Below are 16842 nucleotides of genomic sequence, written 5' to 3' on the forward strand. Positions count from 1 at the left end.
TCGTATTCTGTTTGATTGCGCGTAATTTTAGCGAAGCCAGACAGGGAACCCTATGCCAGAAGCGGTGGAAGCCATAACAGAAGCAGTAGAAGCAGCCGACGCACCTGCCGCCGGGACGTTTGTGCGCTATCCCGGCTCGCCGTTTGAGCTGTTCCAGCCCTACCCGCCGGCGGGCGACCAGCCTGAGGCCATCGACAAGCTGGTCGAGGGCGTCAACGACGGCGAGGTGTTCCAGACCCTGCTGGGCGTCACCGGTTCGGGCAAGACCTTCACCATGGCCAACGTGATCGCCCGCCTCGGCCGGCCGGCCATCGTGTTTGCGCCCAACAAGACACTGGCTGCGCAGCTTTACAGCGAGTTCCGCGAGTTCTTCCCCAAGAACGCGGTGGAGTATTTCGTCAGCTACTACGACTACTACCAGCCCGAGGCCTATGTGCCGCAGCGCGACCTGTTCATCGAGAAGGACTCGGCCATCAACGAGCACATCGAGCAGATGCGACTGTCGGCCACCAAGAGTGTGCTGGAGCGACGCGATACCATCATCGTCGGCACGGTGAGCGCCATTTACGGCATCGGTGCGCCTGAGGATTACACGCAGATGCGTTTCATTGCACGGGTGGGCGACAAGATGGGCCAGCGCGACGTGATTGCCCGCCTGATCCGCATGCAGTACACCCGCAACGAGCAGGACTTTGCCCGCGGCACCTTCCGCGTACGCGGCGACGTGATCGATGTGTTTCCGGCCGAGCATTCGGAGCTGGCCATCCGCATCGAACTGTTTGACGACGAGATCGAAACGCTGTCGCTGTTCGACCCACTGACCGGACGCATCCGCCAGAAGATTCCGCGCTTTGTGGTCTACCCAAAGAGCCACTACGTCACCCCGCGCGACAAGGTGCTGATGGCGGTGGAGACCATCAAGCTCGAATTGTCCGAACGGGTGGCGCAGTTTGTCGCTGACGGCAAGCTGGTCGAGGCTCAGCGCATCGAGCAGCGCACCCGGTTCGATCTGGAGATGCTCAGCGAAATCGGCCACTGCAAGGGCATTGAGAACTACACCCGCCACCTGAGCGGCGCGCCACCGGGCTCACCGCCTTCGACCTTGTGCGACTACCTGCCCAAGGACGCGGTGATGTTCCTCGACGAGAGCCACGTAATGATCGGTCAGCTCAACGCCATGTACAACGGCGACCGGGCACGCAAGACCACGCTGGTGGAGTACGGCTTTCGCCTGCCGAGCGCGCTGGACAACCGGCCGCTGAAGTTCGAGGAGTTCGAGACCAAGATGCGCCAGGCGATTTTTGTCTCGGCCACACCGGCTGCCTACGAGCAGGCGCACGCCGGCCAGGTGGTGGAGCAGGTGGTGCGACCGACCGGTCTGGTCGACCCGCAGGTCGAAGTTCGGCCCGCCACCCACCAGGTTGACGACGTGCTGCAGGAAATCCGCATCCGCGTCGACAAGAACGAGCGTGTGCTGATTACCACGCTGACCAAGCGCATGGCCGAGCAGCTGACCGATTATCTGAGCGACAACGGCGTGAAGGTGCGCTACCTGCACAGCGATGTGGACACCGTCGAGCGGGTCGAGATCCTGCGCGACCTCCGACTGGGGGCGTTTGACGTGCTGGTGGGCATCAACCTGCTGCGCGAGGGGCTGGACATTCCCGAGGTGTCGCTGGTGGCGATTCTGGACGCCGACAAGGAAGGCTTTTTGCGTGCCGAGCGCAGCCTGATCCAGACCATTGGCCGCGCGGCCCGCAACCTCAACGGCCGGGCCATCCTGTATGCCGACCGCATTACCGATTCCATGAAGAAAGCCATGGACGAAACCGAGCGCCGCCGCAACAAGCAGATCGCCTTCAACCTCAAGCACGGCATCACGCCCCGCAGCATCGTCAAGCGAATCCGCGACCTGATCGACGGGGTTTACAGCGAGAAGTCGGGCAAGGAAGCCGAGAAGCTCGAAATGCAGAAGGCACTGGTCGAGGACATGAGCGAGAAAGACATCGCCAAAGAGATCAAGCGCCTGGAAAAGCAGATGATCGAGCACGCCAGGAATCTGGAGTTTGAAAAGGCGGCCAGGGTGCGCGATCAGCTCCATATCCTGAAGGAGCAGGCGTTTGGCGCACCGGGGTCGGACAACGTGCCGCCGATTTCCCTGGCCTCCAACGCGGGAAAACCGGGCTGAACGCCCCTGCCGTGACATATTCCACGGTAGGCGAGTGATTTAGTGGGGAACTCTTGGGACGCCGGGCGTCACTAACCGCGACTGATTGGTAATTATTTCTACCGATTGGTTTGTCACCGGCAAGAAAACCTCGATTGATGGTATACTTGACGAATTCAGTCAAGAACATATCCAGAACAATAAAAAGCCCCCGCGATAGCCGGATGACTGACCTGGGCGGCTGGAGGAAGAGTTCCCCGTGAGCCATAGGCTTTCGGGGTGAAAACGACAGTCAAGCCAATTAAAGGAGCTTGTTATGCGCCTCACGACCAAAGGCCGCTTTGCGGTCACTGCGATGATCGATCTGGGCCTGCGCCAGAACAGCGGCCCCGTCACCTTGGCGGCTATCAGCCAGCGCCAGCAAATCTCCCTTTCCTACCTCGAACAGCTGTTCGGCAAGCTGCGCCGGCATGAGCTGGTGGAGTCCACCCGTGGGCCGGGCGGCGGCTACACCCTGGGCCGCAAGGCATCCGAAATCACCGTCGCCGACATCATTGTGTCGGTGGACGAGCCGATTGACGCCACCCATTGCGGCGGCAAGGAAAACTGCCTGGGCGAGGGCGGCCGCTGCATGACGCATGAGCTGTGGGCTTCGCTGAACAGCCGCATGGTCGAGTTCCTTGACTCCGTGACCCTGCAAAAGCTGGTGGAAGACCAGCTGGCCAAGGGCGTGGTCGTCGAGAACACGCCTCAGGTCAAAAAAGCCATCTTCACGGCGCCAGCGGTCAAGCCGATCCGGGTGAATGCACCCAATTCGGTGTTTGCCCTCGGGAACGCCTTTTCGAAAACCTGATGCGGCGGCCGGGCTGCTGCCAGTGCAGTGCCCGGCCCCGCTTCCACGGATGCCCGTCCGAGCCTGACAGGCATTGCAACCGCCAGCCTGCGTATTCAAAGCAAAGAGCCAGCCACATGGAAACCCCTCACTTCCCGATCTACATGGACTACAGCGCCACCAATCCCTGCGACCCGCGGGTGGTGGACGCGATGATTCCGTGGTTGCGCGAGCACTTCGGCAACCCAGCATCGCGCAGCCATGCGTGGGGCTGGGAAGCGGAAGCCGCCGTTGAAAAGGCGCGCGGCCAGATCGCCGACCTGATTGGTGCGGACCCGCGTGAAATCGTCTGGACCAGCGGTGCCACCGAGTCCAACAACCTGGCCTTGAAAGGTGCAGCGCACTTTTACAAGACCAAGGGCAAGCACCTCATCACCGTCAAGACCGAGCACAAGGCCGTGCTGGACACCTGCCGCGAACTGGAGCGCCAGGGTTTTGAGGTCACCTACATGGATGTGCAGGCCGACGGCTTGCTGGATTTGGACGCCCTGAAAGCGGCTATCCGTCCTGACACGATTCTGGTCAGCGTCATGTTCGTCAACAACGAGATTGGCGTGATCCAGGACATCCCGGCCATCGGAGCACTGTGCCGTGAAAAAGGCATCATCTTCCACGTCGACGCGGCGCAGGCCACCGGGCGTGTGGACATCGACCTGCAGACGCTGCCGGTCGACCTGATGAGCCTGACCTCCCACAAGACCTACGGCCCCAAAGGCATCGGCGCCCTGTATGTGCGCCGCAAGCCGCGCGTCCGTCTGGAAGCCCAGATGCACGGTGGCGGTCATGAGCGCGGCATGCGTTCGGGTACCTTGCCCACTCATCAGTGCGTGGGCATGGGTGAGGCCTATCGCATTGCCAAGGCCGAGATGCACGAGGAAAACAAGCGCATCCGTGCCCTGCACGAGCGCATGCTCAATGGCCTGAAGGATGTTGAGGAAGTGTTCCTCAACGGCCACGCTGAAAAGCGGGTGCCGCACAACCTCAACATGAGTTTCAATTTTGTCGAGGGCGAATCGCTCATCATGGGCATCAAGGGCCTGGCGGTGTCGAGCGGTTCGGCCTGTACCTCGGCCAGCTTGGAGCCCAGCTATGTGCTGCGTGCCCTTGGCCGCAGCGACGAACTGGCCCACAGCAGCCTGCGCATGACGATTGGCCGCTGGAGCACCGAAGAAGAAATTGACTACGCAGTGGCGACCATCAAGGAAAACGTGGCCAAGTTGCGCGAACTGTCCCCGCTTTGGGAGATGTTCAAGGATGGCGTCGACCTTTCAACGATTCAGTGGGCCGCGCATTGAGCGCCAATACACAGCACATACAGAGGTAAACAAAATGGCATACAGCGAAAAAGTGGTAGACCACTACGAAAACCCCCGCAACGTAGGCTCCTTTGAAAAGGGCGACGACACGGTAGGCACCGGCATGGTTGGCGCGCCGGCCTGCGGCGACGTGATGAAGCTGCAGATCAAGGTCAACCCGGTCACTGGCGTGATTGAAGATGCGCGTTTCAAGACCTACGGCTGCGGTTCGGCGATTGCTTCGAGCTCGCTGGTGACCGAGTGGGTCAAGGGCAAGACGCTGGACGAAGCGGCGAGCATCAAGAACAGCGCGATTGCCGAAGAACTGGCTTTGCCGCCTGTGAAGATTCACTGCTCCATCCTGGCGGAAGACGCCATCAAGGCGGCCGTGAACGACTACAAACAGAAGCACACGCACTGATTTGCCCCGCTGATTTTTGACTGTTCCCTTTTGAGTGAATCCAATGTCCGTAACGCTGACTGACGCCGCTGCCCGCCACGTAACCCGCTACATGGCCAAGCGTGGCAAGGGCGTGGGTGTGCGTCTGGGCGTGAAGACGACGGGCTGCTCGGGCCTGGCCTACAAGCTGGAATACGCAGACGAGATTGCCCCCGAAGACGTCGTGTTCGAGGACAACGGCGTGAAGGTGCTGGTGGACCCGAAAAGCATGGCCTACATCGACGGCACGAAGCTGGACTTTGTGCGCGAAGGCCTCAATGAGGGCTTCAAGTTCATCAACCCGAACGAGCGCGACCGCTGCGGCTGCGGCGAGAGCTTCAGGGTGTGAGGCGCGCCAGCCTTCTGGCGTCTTTCCAGTTCCTGTATTTCGAACGCCGCCCCACCGCGTGTGCAGGCGGCTTTTTCTTGGCATGAACCTTCAATCCACCGACTTCGAGCTGTTTGGCATTCCGGCGCAATTTGCGCTGGAGCGCGCGGCGCTGGATGCAAGATGGAAGGAACTGCAGCGCGAAGCCCATCCCGACCGCTTCGCTGCACAGGGCGCAGCCGCGCAGCGTGTGGCGATGCAGTGGTCTGTGCGGGTCAACGAGGCCTATCAGCGACTGAAAGACCCCCTGCGGCGCGCCAGCTACCTGTGCGAACTCAATGGCGTGCCTATCCAGGCCGAGAACAACACGGCCATGCCAGGCGATTTTCTTATGCTGCAGATGCAGTGGCGCGAGGCGCTGGATGAGGCGGAGAGCGCGGAAGCGTTCGAAGAGATCGCCGCCACGGCCAGCGCCTATCAGGGCACCACGCTGTCAAACATTGCACAACTGATCGACAGTGAGAAAAATTTCAAAGCCGCAGCCCAGCAGGTGCGCAGCCTGATGTTCGTCGAGCGTTTCATCCAGGAGGTGGACGCCCGCATGGACCGGCTTGAACAATGATGCGCCCGGCGCAAAACTCCCCGATTCCCTTTTAAAGCCCCATGGCACTTCTGCAAATTTCTGAACCTGGTCAGGCCCCTGACCCCCACCAGCGCCGCATCGCCGTTGGCATTGATCTGGGCACCACGCACTCGCTGGTGGCCAGCGTGCGCAATGGCGTGGCCGAGTGTCTGCCCGACGAGGCAGGCCAAGTGTTGCTGCCCAGCGTGGTCCGTTATCTGGAAGGTGGCCAGCGGCAGATCGGTTTTGAGGCACTGGCCGCGCAGGTGGAAGACCCACGCAACACCATCTCGTCCGTCAAGCGCCTGATGGGCCGGGGCATCGACGACATCGGCAGTCGCCACCAGCTGCCCTATGCGCTGAACGACAAGCCCGGCATGGTGACGCTGCAAACGGTGGCCGGCGAGAAAAGCCCGGTCGAGATCAGTGCCGAGATTCTGGCCACCCTGCGCTACCGTGCAGAAGACACGTTTGACGACGACATCTACGGCGCGGTGATCACCGTGCCCGCCTACTTTGATGACGCCCAGCGCCAGGCCACCAAGGATGCCGCGCAGCTGGCAGGCCTGAATGTGCTGCGCCTGATCAATGAGCCCACGGCGGCGGCGATTGCCTATGGTCTGGACAACGCCAGCGAAGGTGTTTACGCGGTGTATGACCTCGGCGGTGGCACCTTCGACATTTCGATCCTGCGCCTGACGCAGGGCGTGTTTGAAGTGGTGGCGACCGGCGGTGATTCCGCGCTCGGCGGCGACGACTACGACCGCGCGCTGGTCGACTGGGTACTGGTCAAGGCGGGCTTGTCCGCCGATACCTTCACGCCGTCTGACACAGCCGCCCTGCAGCGCGCCGCCCGCGCGTGCAAGGAAGCGCTGTCGGCTGCGCCGTCGGTGCCTTTCAACGTGCAGCTGGCCAAGGCGCTGGTGAGTTTCGAGATGAAGGCCGAGGACTTCGAAACCGCCACGGCTCATCTGACGCAGCGCACGCTGACCGCAGTCCGCAAGGCCCTGCGCGATGCCAAGCTGGCCAAGGACGATGTGCAGGGCGTGGTGCTGGTCGGCGGCTCGACCCGCATGCCGCAGGTGCGCAAGGCCGTGGCGAGCTTCTTCGGTCGTGAGCCGCTGGTCAACCTGAACCCGGATGAAGTGGTGGCGCTGGGCGCTGCGATTTCCGCCAATCAGCTGGCCGGCAACAACAGCGGCGCCGATCTGTTACTGCTGGATGTGATTCCGCTTTCGCTGGGCATTGAAACCATGGGGGGCCTGGTCGAGCGCATCGTGCCGCGCAACCAGACGATTCCTACCGCCATGGCGCAGGATTTCACCACCTACCAGGACGGCCAGACGGCGCTGGCGCTGCACGTGGTGCAGGGTGAGCGCGATCTGGTGACCGACTGCCGCAGTCTGGCCCGCTTCGAGCTGCGCGGCATTCCGCCGATGGCTGCGGGCGCGGCGCGCATTCGCGTGACCTTCACGGTCGATGCGGACGGCCTGCTCAGCGTTCATGCGCGCGAGCAGGGCAGTGGGGTCGAGGCCACGATTGACGTGAAGCCTTCGTACGGGCTGAGCGATGACGAAATCGCCCGCATGCTGCAGGACAGTTTTTCAACCGCCCAGCAGGACATGCAGGCGAGGGCGCTGGCCGAGGCCCAGGTGGACGCCGACCGCATGGTGCTGGCCACACAAAGCGCGCTGGCGGCCGATGCCGATCTGCTCAGTCCCAATGAACGGGCGCAGATTGATACGCTGGTGATTGCCGTGACCTACGCACGCACGCACGGCGACGCCGCTGCCATCGAAGCTGCGACCCAGGCACTGGCCAAGGGCACCGAGGCCTTTGCCGCACAGCGGATGAACCGGGGCATCCGACAAGCCCTGGCCGGAAAGAACATCGAGGCGGTCTGAAAGGACTGAGTACCATGCCCATCATCAAAATCCTGCCCCATCCCGAGTACTGCCCACAGGGTGCTGAAATTTCAGCACCGGCCGGCACCTCGATTTGCGAGGCCTTGCTCGACAACAAGATCAACATCGAGCACGCCTGTGACATGAGCTGCGCCTGCACCACCTGCCATGTGGTGGTTCGCGAGGGCTTCAATTCGCTGAACGAACTCGACGAGAGCGAAGAGGACCTGCTGGACCGCGCCTGGGGGCTGGAGCCCCAGTCGCGCCTGAGCTGCCAGGCCTTCCTGGCACAGACCGATGTGACAGTCGAGATACCCAAGTACTCGATCAACCACGCCAAAGAGAATCATTAGAGCCCCCACGCTTGCCACTGCGTGTGCTGCGCTGCCCCTCGAGGGGGCGCGTTTTTCCTTGGAGCGGGCCCGGCGGAAAAATATTCACTGACGCAGCGCCGCTATCATCTGAGCCATGCGCCAAATCGTTCTTGACACTGAAACCACCGGCCTCTCTGCTGAAAACGGTGACCGCATCATTGAAATCGGCTGCGTCGAACTGGTCGCCCGCAAGCTGACGGGCAACAACAAGCACTTCTACCTGAACCCCGGCCGCGACAGCCATGAGGACGCGCTGAAGGTGCACGGAATCAGCAACGAGTTTCTGAAGGACAAGCCGAAGTTCGAGGCCGTGGCCGATGAGCTGCTGGAGTACCTGCAGGGCGCCGAGATCATCATTCACAACGCACCGTTCGACGTCAGCTTTCTGAACAAGGAACTGGAGCTGATCGGGCGGCAGCCGCTGAAGCACTTCGTGGCCAAGGTGACCGACAGCCTGATGATGGCCAAAGAGCTGTTTCCGGGCAAACGCAATTCCCTTGATGCACTGTGCGACCGGCTCGATGTGGACAACTCCGGCCGCACGCTGCACGGCGCCTTGCTTGACGCTGAGCTGCTCGCCGACGTTTACATCAACCTCACGCGCGGCCAGAACTCTCTGGTGATGGAGGTGGGCGCGACCTCGGGCGAAGGCGAGCCCCTGCCGCAGGCCGACCTGAGCGCGTTTGAGTTGCCGGTGTTGAGTGCCAGTGAGCAGGAAATGGGCAGCCACGAGAAGGCGCTCGCGGACATCGACAAGGCCAGCAAAGGCAAGACCCTGTGGCGCTTGATGGCGGCCTGAAAGTGGCAGGCTTCAAAATCAGCATATAATCTAAGGCTGACCAACAGGGCGGTTAGCTCAGGGGTAGAGCACTGCATTCACACTGCAGGGGTCGCAAGTTCGAAACTTGCACCGCCCACCAGACAATGAAAAAGGCCACGTCGCAAGACGTGGCCTTTTTTCTTTGGGGCGTGCCCCGAACGACTCAGCGGCTCGTCAAAGTACCTCGCTTGCAAAGTCTGCCAGGCGCGAGCGTTCGCCGCGGGCCAGGGTGATGTGACCGCCGTGCGGCCAGCCCTTGAAGCGGTCGACCGCGTAAGTCATGCCGGAGGAGCCTTCGGTCAGGTAAGGCGTGTCGATCTGGGCCAGGTTGCCCATGCAGATGATCTTGGTGCCCGGGCCTGCGCGGGTGATCAGCGTTTTCATCTGCTTGGGCGTCAGGTTCTGCGCTTCGTCGATGATGACGTACTTGTTCAGGAAGGTCCGGCCGCGCATGAAGTTCATGCTCTTGACCTTGATGCGCGAGCGGATCAGTTCATTGGTGGCGGCGCGGCCCCACTCACCGGAACCACTGTCTGTTTTGCCCAGCACTTCCAGGTTGTCGTCGAGTGCGCCCATCCACGGGCCCATTTTTTCTTCCTCGGTGCCTGGCAGGAAGCCGATGTCCTCGCCGACCGACACCGTGGCGCGGGTCATGATGATCTCGGTGTAGCGCCGGTCGTCCAGCACCTGCGTCAGGCCGCTGGCCAGCGCCATCAGTGTCTTGCCGGTGCCGGCCGTGCCAGCCAGGGTGACGAAGTCCACTTCCGGATCCATCAGCAGGTTCATCGCGAAGTTCTGCTCGCGGTTGCGCGTGGTCACGCCCCACACCGCGTTTTTCAGGTGGTTGTAGTCCTTCAGGGTCTTCAGCACCGCCGTCTTGGCGCGGATTTCCGTGACGCGGGCATACAAAGGCGGCTCGCCCGGCGCTTCGAAAAACACAAACTGGTTGATCAGCAGGTTGGCGACGATGGGGCCGGTGATGCGGTAGAAGGTGTGGCTGCCCTGTTGCCAGCTTTCTATGGTCTTGCTCTGGCGGGTCCAGAAGTCGGGTGGCAGGGCCAGCGAGCCGGAATAGAGCAGGTCGCCGTCTTCCAGCGTCTTGTCGTTCTGGTAATCGTCAGTCGCCAGCCCGAGGGCGCGGGCCTTGACTCGCATGTTGATGTCCTTGGACACCAGCACCACCTCGCGCGGTGCGTATTCGCGGCGCAGCGCTTCGACCACGCCCAGAATCTGGTTGTCTGCCTTGCCCTGCGGCAGGCTCATGGGCAGGGTGTAGTCCAGCGGTTTGGTCTGGAAGAACAGCGAGCCGCCAGCTTCCCTGTGGCCGGTGGTGTCGAGCTTGAGGCCCTTGCCGATGTCGGCGCCTTGCGCGCCCGCCAGCGCGTCCAGCGTGCGGCTGGTCTGCCGGCCATTGCGCGCCACCTCGGTCGTGCCTTTTTTGTGGCCATCCAGCTCTTCCAGCACGATCATCGGCAGGAAAATGTCGTGTTCCTCAAAGCGGAACAGGCACATCGGGTCGTGCAGCAGCACGTTGGTGTCGAGGACAAACAGTTTGGTGGGGCCGGTACGTTTCGGCTTCTTGGGCTTCTCGGCCACCTTCGGCGCCGGCTCCCTCTCGCGGTCGCTGACTGCGGGGGCCCGCTCGGTGCGCGCAGCGGGCTTGTCCTTGTAGGCCACCAGGTGGGCGCCGTCACCGACTGCCCGGCTGTCAAACAGGTCCATCACCGGTGGTTTTTGCGCCGATTCCGTGTTTTCCGTCTTTCGTGCCCCCCGGGATGACGAGCGGGCGGGCGCGTCAAGTGCGTCGGGCGAGAGCAGGGCAGCACGTTTGGTCGGGGCGGGGGGCAGGGGCATGGTGCGTAAAACTCTCAAAAAGAAGTTTCCAGAAGTGAAAAAGCCGCCTTGAGGCCAGGGCGGCTTTTTCAGTGAACGCAGTTGCGGAGGTCAACAGCATGAGCTCATTATGCACAACTCATGTGACAGGGCAATCTGGTGTTGCTGGGTGGCCTCAGATGGTCTGTGGAGGCCCCGCGTGCCCTGCTCAGGCGGCTTTCTTGAGGGCTTTGACGGCCTTGAGCACTTCGTCGACGTGGCCGGGCACTTTCAGGCCGCGCCACTCTTCCTTGAGCTGGCCGTCGGCACCGATCAGGAAGGTGCTGCGCTCAATGCCCTTGACCTTCTTGCCGTACATGATCTTGTTCTTGACCACGCCGAACATGTGGCACATCTTTTCTTCGGTGTCGGCGATCAGTTCGAAGGGCAGTTCGAGCTTGGCCTTGAAATCGTCATGCGACTTCATGTTGTCGCGGGACACGCCGAAAACCGTGGCGCCAGCCTTCACGAAATCCTTGTAGCGGTCGCGGAACTGCATCGCTTCGGTGGTGCAGCCCGGGGTGTTGTCCTTGGGGTAGAAATACAGCACAACAACCTTGCCCAGGTGGGACTGGTTGGAAACCTTGATGCCGCTGGTGGCGAGGGCTTCGAATTCGGGGAGTGGTTTGTTGACGACGACTGCCATACTGAGTGGACCCTGACGAAAGTAGTTGTAATTGGCCGCGGCGTTCGGACGGATTCCCGGCGGACAAACCGGGTGGTGGTACCAAATGCAACCCTAGATTTTACCCTGAAAGCCGCAGCCGCTCAGTGCAGTGCGTCGGGGGTTTCAATCAACAAGGCCGCGATCACTTGCCGGCCCTCTCCGGCGAGGATGTTGTAGGTCCGGCAGGCGGCCAGTGTGTCCATGGTTTCAAGGCCGATACGCTGGGCCATCAGTGCGCGCAAAAAGGCGGGTGGCGGGAAGCGCAGTCGCGTACCACTGCCAAAAATCACCAGTTCCGGCCGCGTCTGCCCCAGCAGTTCGAAGTGGGCGGCGGTCAGGTCCTCGAAGCGCGGGCAGTTCCAGTCGAACTTCTCGCCGCGCGAGCCAATGACGATGCTGCGTTCAATGCGCTCGGCTACGCCGTTGCTGCCCAGTCCGACCCAGCCCGGGCCATAGCCCAGGATGGACTGCACATCGAGTCGGTCGGGTTGGAGTTTCATGCGCTGGCGGGTCCGTGGCAGGTGAATGGGGTGGCGATGGGCTGTTTCTGGTCGCCCTTGGTCGCCTCTGGTCGTGAGGCACTGCGTGAGGCGGTGTTGCTGTAGAGGCATTTGCCTCCCCGCTGCATCTTCGTTGCCCCTGTGAGGCAGCAAAAAAAGCGGTTTTTATGTGGTCAAATTATAGATTCCGCCTGAATTTTCCCTGTTCCAGGGCCCTTTCTGTCACTGACGGCCCGGATGGGAAACATCGGCGGGCAACTGCCTGAGACCTCCTGTTTGAAAAACGACATGAAACCGATCACCAAATCTGCCAAGTTGGCCAATGTGCTGTACGACATTCGCGGCCCCATCATGGATGCGGCCAAGCAGATGGAAGAAGAAGGCCAGAAGCTGATCAAGCTGAATCTGGGCAACCTGGCGGTGTTCGGCTTCGACGCGCCCGAGGAAGTGCAGCAGGACATGATTCGCAATCTGCCGGCGTCGGCGGGTTACTCCGACAGCAAGGGCATTTTTGCGGCGCGCAAGGCGGTGATGCACGAGACCCAGAAGCAGGGCATCAAGGGCGTGACGCTGGACGATATCTACCTTGGCAACGGCGCGAGCGAGTTGATTGCCATGGCCACCAATGCCTTGCTGGACGATGGCGATGAGTTGCTGCTGCCGTCACCCGACTACCCGCTGTGGACGGCATCAACCAGCCTGTCGGGCGGCACGCCCGTGCACTACATGTGCGACGAGAGCAATGGCTGGATGCCCGACCTGGCCGACATCCGCAGCAAGATCACGCCGAAGACCAAGGCCATTGTGGTGATCAACCCGAACAACCCGACCGGCGCGCTGTATTCCGATGATTTGCTGCGCCAGATCGTTGCCATCGCCCGCGAGCACGGTCTGGTGATTCTGGCCGACGAGGTGTACGACAAGGTGCTCTATGACGGCGCCCAGCACACGGCCATTGCCAGCCTGTCCACCGACGTGCTCACGCTGACCTTCAATTCGCTGTCCAAGAGCTACCGCTCTTGCGGTTACCGCGCGGGGTGGCTGGTGGTCTCGGGCCCCAAGAAAACCGCACAGGACTATATCGAAGGCCTGAACATGCTGGCCAACATGAAGCTGTGCTCCAACGTGCCCGGCCAGTGGGCGATCCAGACCGCGCTGGGCGGTTACCAGAGCATCAATGACTTGACCCGCGAGGGCGGACGCCTGCGCCGCCAGCGTGACCTGGCCTATGAACTGATCACGGCGATTCCCGGCGTGACCTGCGTCAAGCCCACGGCTGCGCTTTACATGTTTCCGCGCCTTGATCCCAAGGTGTATCCGATTCAGGACGACCGCCAGTTCTTCCTTGAACTGCTCAAGGAAACCAAGGTCATGCTGGTGCAGGGGACAGGCTTCAACTGGCCAGCGCCTGACCACTTCAGGATCGTGTTCCTCCCGCATGAGGAAGACCTGCGCGAGGCGATTGGCCGTATCGCCAGGTTCCTCGAGAACTACCGCAAGAACCGGGTCTGATTCCGTTCTTACTTTTCCCCTGGTGATGTGCTGCCTTCGGGTGGTCCGTCACATCGACTGCAACGCAAGACTCCAGCCATGACGAAATCGACGAATTTGAGCCCCATCCGCGTAGGCCTTCTGGGCATCGGCACGGTGGGCAGCGGCACCTTCAACGTGCTCAAGCGCAACCAGGAAGAAATCCGCCGCCGCGCTGGCCGCGGCATTGAAATCACCATGGTGGCCGATCTCGATACAGCACGTGCCAAGTCCGTGGTGGGCGAGGGCGTCGAGGTGGTGGGCGACGCGCGTCAGGTCGTCAGCAGCCCGAATGTGGACATCGTCATCGAGCTGATTGGCGGCTACGGCATCGCCAAACAGCTGGTGCTGGAAGCCATCGAGGCGGGCAAGCATGTGGTGACCGCCAACAAGGCGCTGCTGGCCGTGCATGGCACCGAGATTTTTGCCGCTGCACACCGCAAGGGCGTGATGGTGGCGTTCGAGGCCGCAGTGGCCGGTGGCATTCCCATCATCAAGGCACTGCGCGAGGGCCTGACGGCCAACAGCATCCAGTGGATTGCCGGAATCATCAACGGCACGACCAATTTCATCCTCAGCGAGATGCGCGACAAGGGGCTGGACTTTGATGTCGTGCTGAAGGAAGCGCAGCGCCTGGGCTATGCCGAGGCCGACCCGACCTTTGACATCGAAGGCGTCGACGCAGGCCACAAGGTCACGCTGATGTCGGCCATTGCCTTCGGCATTCCGGTGCAGTTTGACAAGGCTTACGTGGAAGGCATCACCGGACTGGCCGCACAGGACATCCGGTACGCCGAGCAGCTGGGCTACCGCATCAAACTGCTGGGCATCACCAAGCGCGCCGCCAACGGCATCGAGCTGCGGGTGCACCCCAGCCTGGTGCCGGTGAAGCGACTGATTGCCAATGTCGAAGGCGCGATGAATGCCGTGGTGGTGCAGGGCGATGCGGTCGGCACCACGCTGTATTACGGCAAGGGGGCAGGCAGCGAGCCGACCGCCAGTGCCGTGATTGCCGACTTGGTGGACATTGCCCGCCTGCATACCGCCGACCCCGAGCACCGCGTGCCGCATCTGGCCTTCCAGCCCGATGCGATGAGCGATCTGCCGGTGGTGCCGATGTCGGAAGTCGTCACCAGTTACTACCTGCGCCTGAAAGTGGCCGACGAAGCCGGCGTTCTGGCCAAGGTCACTGGCATTCTGGCCCAGGCCGGCATCAGCATCGACGCCGTGCTGCAGCGTGAAGCCGATGAGGTGGGCGGCGAAGGCTCCACCCACACCGACCTCATCATCCTCACGCACGATTGTGTGGAAGCGAAGATGAATGGTGCGCTGGCCCAGATGCAGGCGTTGCCCACCGTGCTGGCGCCCATCATCCGCATCCGCAAGGAGGACCTGGCCTGATGCGCTATGTCTCCACCCGCGCGGCGTCGGTCCTGGCCGGCGACCGCAAGCGCTTCTGTGAAATCCTGCTGGAAGGTCTGGCGCCCGACGGCGGCCTTTATCTGCCCGAGCACTACCCCCAGGTCAGCTCTGCCACGCTTGAAGGCTGGCGTGGGCTCAGCTATGCGCAACTGGCGTTTGAAATTCTTTCGCTTTATATCGACGACATTCCGCCCGCCGACCTGCGGGCGCTGTGCGAGAAAACCTATACCGAAGAAGTGTTCGGCACGCGCGAGATTGTTCCGCTGCGCCCGCTCGAAGACGGTCTGTACCTCGAAGCCTTGTCCAACGGCCCTACGCTGGCCTTCAAGGACATGGCCATGCAGCTGCTGGGCAACCTGTTCGAATACGAACTGGCGCGCCGCGGTGAAGAGCTGAACATCCTCGGTGCCACCAGCGGCGACACCGGCAGTGCGGCCGAGTACGCCATGCGTGGCAAGAAGGGCGTGCGCGTCTTCATGACTTCGCCCAAGGGCCGCATGAGCCCCTTCCAGCAGGCCCAGATGTTCAGCCTGCAGGATGCCAACATCCACAACATCGCGATTGAAGGTGTGTTCGACGACTGCCAGGACATCGTCAAGGCGGTGAGCAACGACCTGGACTTCAAGCGCCAGTACAAGATCGGCACGGTCAACTCCATCAACTGGGCGCGTTTGCTGGCGCAGGTGGTGTACTACTTTGCGGGCTACATTCAGGCCACGTCGGGTAGCGCGCAGAAGGTCAGTTTCACCGTGCCTTCCGGCAACTTCGGCAATATTTGCGCCGGCCATGTGGCCCGCATGATGGGCCTGCCCATCGAGCGTCTGGTGGTGGCCACCAACGAGAACGATGTGCTCGACGAGTTCTTCCGCACCGGCGTGTACCGCGTGCGCAGCAGCGCCGACACGCACGAGACCTCCAGCCCTTCGATGGATATTTCCAAGGCCTCGAACTTCGAGCGTTTTGTGTTCGATCTGCTGGGCCGCGACGGCGCCAAAACCCGCGTGCTGTTCCACGACCAGCTGGCAGCCAAGGGGCGCTTTGATCTGGGAGCTGACCCGGCGTTTCCACAGGCGCGGGAACGTTACGGCTTTGCCAGCGGCAAGAGCACCCATGCGAATCGGCTGGCCACGATCCGCGACATCTGGCAACGCTTCGGCACCATGATCGACACCCACACTGCTGACGGCGTAAAGGTGGCGCGTGAGCACCTGCAGCCCGGTGTGCCAATGATCGTGCTGGAAACCGCGCTGCCCATCAAGTTTGCCGCCACCATTGAAGAAGCCTTGGGTCAGTCCCCCACACGGCCCGCGAAGTTTGAAGGCATCGAAGCTCTGCCCAAGCGGGTGCTGGAGCTGCCTGCCGACGCTGCCGCCGTCAAGCGCTACATCGTCGCAGCTGTGAACTGAACCAGCCAGAAAGTAATGACATGAATGTGGTTGGTTTTTCCGGGTTTTCCGGCTCCGGCAAGACAACGCTGGTCGAAAAGTTGATCCCGGCACTCAAATCCCGTGGTTTGCGAGTTTCAGTCGTCAAACACGCGCATCACAGCTTCGATATTGATCAGCCCGGCAAGGACACTCACCGTCACCGGCAGGCGGGTGCTTTTGAAGTCGTGGTCGCCTCGCAGAACCGGCTGGCGCTGGTGCGGGAGTTTGAAAAACCCGCGCGCATGACGGTGCACCAGCTGATTGCTGAACTTTATGACGGTGTCGACTGGGTACTGGTCGAGGGTTTCAAGAGCAGCGACATCCTCAAGATCGAAGTCTGGCGCGCGCCCACTGAAGAGTACAGCGGCAGCCCGGCCCGTTACATGGACGATGACTTCATCGTGGCGATTGCCACCGATGCCCCCGACCGCTTGCCGCACGCAACCTTGCGGCCGGTGCTGGATTTGAACAATACCGATTCAGTCGCTGAATACCTGGTCAACAATCACGAACGTTTCCATTATTCGTTTGAACATCGCTTCGGTGAGGTCTGACAGCGCCGCTTTGCCGCCGATTGTTTTCG

Annotated in this window: 16 protein-coding genes and 1 tRNA gene; 14 read left to right on the top strand and 3 right to left on the bottom strand. The window is 61.7% G+C overall.

Features of this window, described 5'->3' with window-relative positions; all coding sequences use genetic code 11:
* The first annotated feature begins 52 nt into the window (after window positions 1-52).
* From uvrB to AAG793_RS01975, 10 genes are all read left to right on the top strand, one after another.
* The gene (gene uvrB / locus AAG793_RS01930; protein ID WP_341903278.1) at window positions 53-2188 is read left to right on the top strand and encodes an excinuclease ABC subunit UvrB; all 2136 of its coding nucleotides are present in this window, start codon (window positions 53-55) and stop codon (window positions 2186-2188) included.
* Window positions 2189-2483: 295 nt separating this feature from the next.
* The gene (locus AAG793_RS01935; RefSeq protein WP_341903281.1) at window positions 2484-3020 is read left to right on the top strand and encodes a Fe-S cluster assembly transcription factor; all 537 of its coding nucleotides are present in this window, start codon (window positions 2484-2486) and stop codon (window positions 3018-3020) included.
* A 116-nt stretch (window positions 3021-3136) separates the two neighbouring features.
* Window positions 3137-4354 carry an IscS subfamily cysteine desulfurase gene (locus AAG793_RS01940; protein ID WP_341903284.1) on the top strand — a complete coding sequence of 406 codons (1218 nt, stop codon included), beginning with the start codon at window positions 3137-3139 and terminating at the stop codon, window positions 4352-4354.
* A 34-nt stretch (window positions 4355-4388) separates the two neighbouring features.
* Window positions 4389-4775, top strand: a complete 387-nt coding sequence (gene iscU, locus AAG793_RS01945; protein WP_341903287.1) for a Fe-S cluster assembly scaffold IscU — start codon at window positions 4389-4391, stop codon at window positions 4773-4775.
* A gap of 43 nt (window positions 4776-4818) precedes the next feature.
* Window positions 4819-5142 carry an iron-sulfur cluster assembly protein IscA gene (iscA, locus tag AAG793_RS01950; protein ID WP_341903290.1) on the top strand — a complete coding sequence of 108 codons (324 nt, stop codon included), beginning with the start codon at window positions 4819-4821 and terminating at the stop codon, window positions 5140-5142.
* An 82-nt stretch (window positions 5143-5224) separates the two neighbouring features.
* Window positions 5225-5743 (top strand): Fe-S protein assembly co-chaperone HscB, encoded by a 519-nt coding sequence (gene hscB / locus AAG793_RS01955; RefSeq protein ID WP_341903293.1) that lies wholly within the window; start codon window positions 5225-5227, stop codon window positions 5741-5743.
* A gap of 41 nt (window positions 5744-5784) precedes the next feature.
* Window positions 5785-7647 carry a Fe-S protein assembly chaperone HscA gene (hscA, locus tag AAG793_RS01960; RefSeq protein WP_341903295.1) on the top strand — a complete coding sequence of 621 codons (1863 nt, stop codon included), beginning with the start codon at window positions 5785-5787 and terminating at the stop codon, window positions 7645-7647.
* Between the two features lie 14 nt (window positions 7648-7661).
* On the top strand, window positions 7662-8000 hold the full coding sequence (gene fdx / locus AAG793_RS01965; RefSeq protein WP_341903298.1) for an ISC system 2Fe-2S type ferredoxin: 339 nt from the start codon (window positions 7662-7664) through the stop codon (window positions 7998-8000).
* Between the two features lie 115 nt (window positions 8001-8115).
* Complete coding sequence (gene dnaQ, locus AAG793_RS01970; protein ID WP_341903301.1) at window positions 8116-8820, top strand: DNA polymerase III subunit epsilon; 705 nt, start codon at window positions 8116-8118, stop codon at window positions 8818-8820.
* Between the two features lie 46 nt (window positions 8821-8866).
* Window positions 8867-8941: transfer RNA gene (locus AAG793_RS01975), tRNA-Val, on the top strand.
* A 74-nt stretch (window positions 8942-9015) separates the two neighbouring features.
* Here the strand turns inward: AAG793_RS01975 and AAG793_RS01980 are convergent.
* The 3 genes from AAG793_RS01980 to AAG793_RS01990 form a co-directional block, all read right to left on the bottom strand.
* On the bottom strand, window positions 9016-10695 hold the full coding sequence (locus AAG793_RS01980) for a PhoH family protein (protein WP_341903303.1): 1680 nt from the start codon (window positions 10693-10695) through the stop codon (window positions 9016-9018).
* Window positions 10696-10882: 187 nt separating this feature from the next.
* Complete coding sequence (locus AAG793_RS01985) at window positions 10883-11359, bottom strand: peroxiredoxin (RefSeq protein ID WP_341903305.1); 477 nt, start codon at window positions 11357-11359, stop codon at window positions 10883-10885.
* Window positions 11360-11481: 122 nt separating this feature from the next.
* Entirely contained in the window at window positions 11482-11880 is a 399-nt protein-coding gene (locus tag AAG793_RS01990) for an Mth938-like domain-containing protein (RefSeq protein WP_341903309.1), read from the bottom strand.
* 288 nt (window positions 11881-12168) lie between these two features.
* Between AAG793_RS01990 and AAG793_RS01995 the strand changes: the two genes are divergently transcribed.
* The 4 genes from AAG793_RS01995 (at window position 12169) to mobB (ending at window position 16813) form a co-directional block, all read left to right on the top strand.
* Window positions 12169-13392 carry a pyridoxal phosphate-dependent aminotransferase gene (locus AAG793_RS01995; RefSeq protein WP_341903312.1) on the top strand — a complete coding sequence of 408 codons (1224 nt, stop codon included), beginning with the start codon at window positions 12169-12171 and terminating at the stop codon, window positions 13390-13392.
* Between the two features lie 96 nt (window positions 13393-13488).
* Window positions 13489-14811 carry a homoserine dehydrogenase gene (locus AAG793_RS02000; protein ID WP_341905356.1) on the top strand — a complete coding sequence of 441 codons (1323 nt, stop codon included), beginning with the start codon at window positions 13489-13491 and terminating at the stop codon, window positions 14809-14811.
* On the top strand, window positions 14811-16238 hold the full coding sequence (thrC, locus tag AAG793_RS02005) for a threonine synthase (RefSeq protein WP_341903316.1): 1428 nt from the start codon (window positions 14811-14813) through the stop codon (window positions 16236-16238). Before AAG793_RS02000 ends, thrC begins: the two co-directional genes overlap by 1 nt.
* Window positions 16235-16813, top strand: coding sequence for a molybdopterin-guanine dinucleotide biosynthesis protein B (gene mobB / locus AAG793_RS02010; protein WP_341905359.1), 579 nt, complete (start codon window positions 16235-16237; stop codon window positions 16811-16813). Before thrC ends, mobB begins: the two co-directional genes overlap by 4 nt.
* The last annotated feature ends 29 nt before the right edge of the window (window positions 16814-16842 follow it).

Origin of the sequence: Polaromonas sp. YR568 (assembly GCF_943372955.1) — a bacterium.
Classification (GTDB): Bacteria; Pseudomonadota; Gammaproteobacteria; order Burkholderiales; family Burkholderiaceae_C; genus Polaromonas.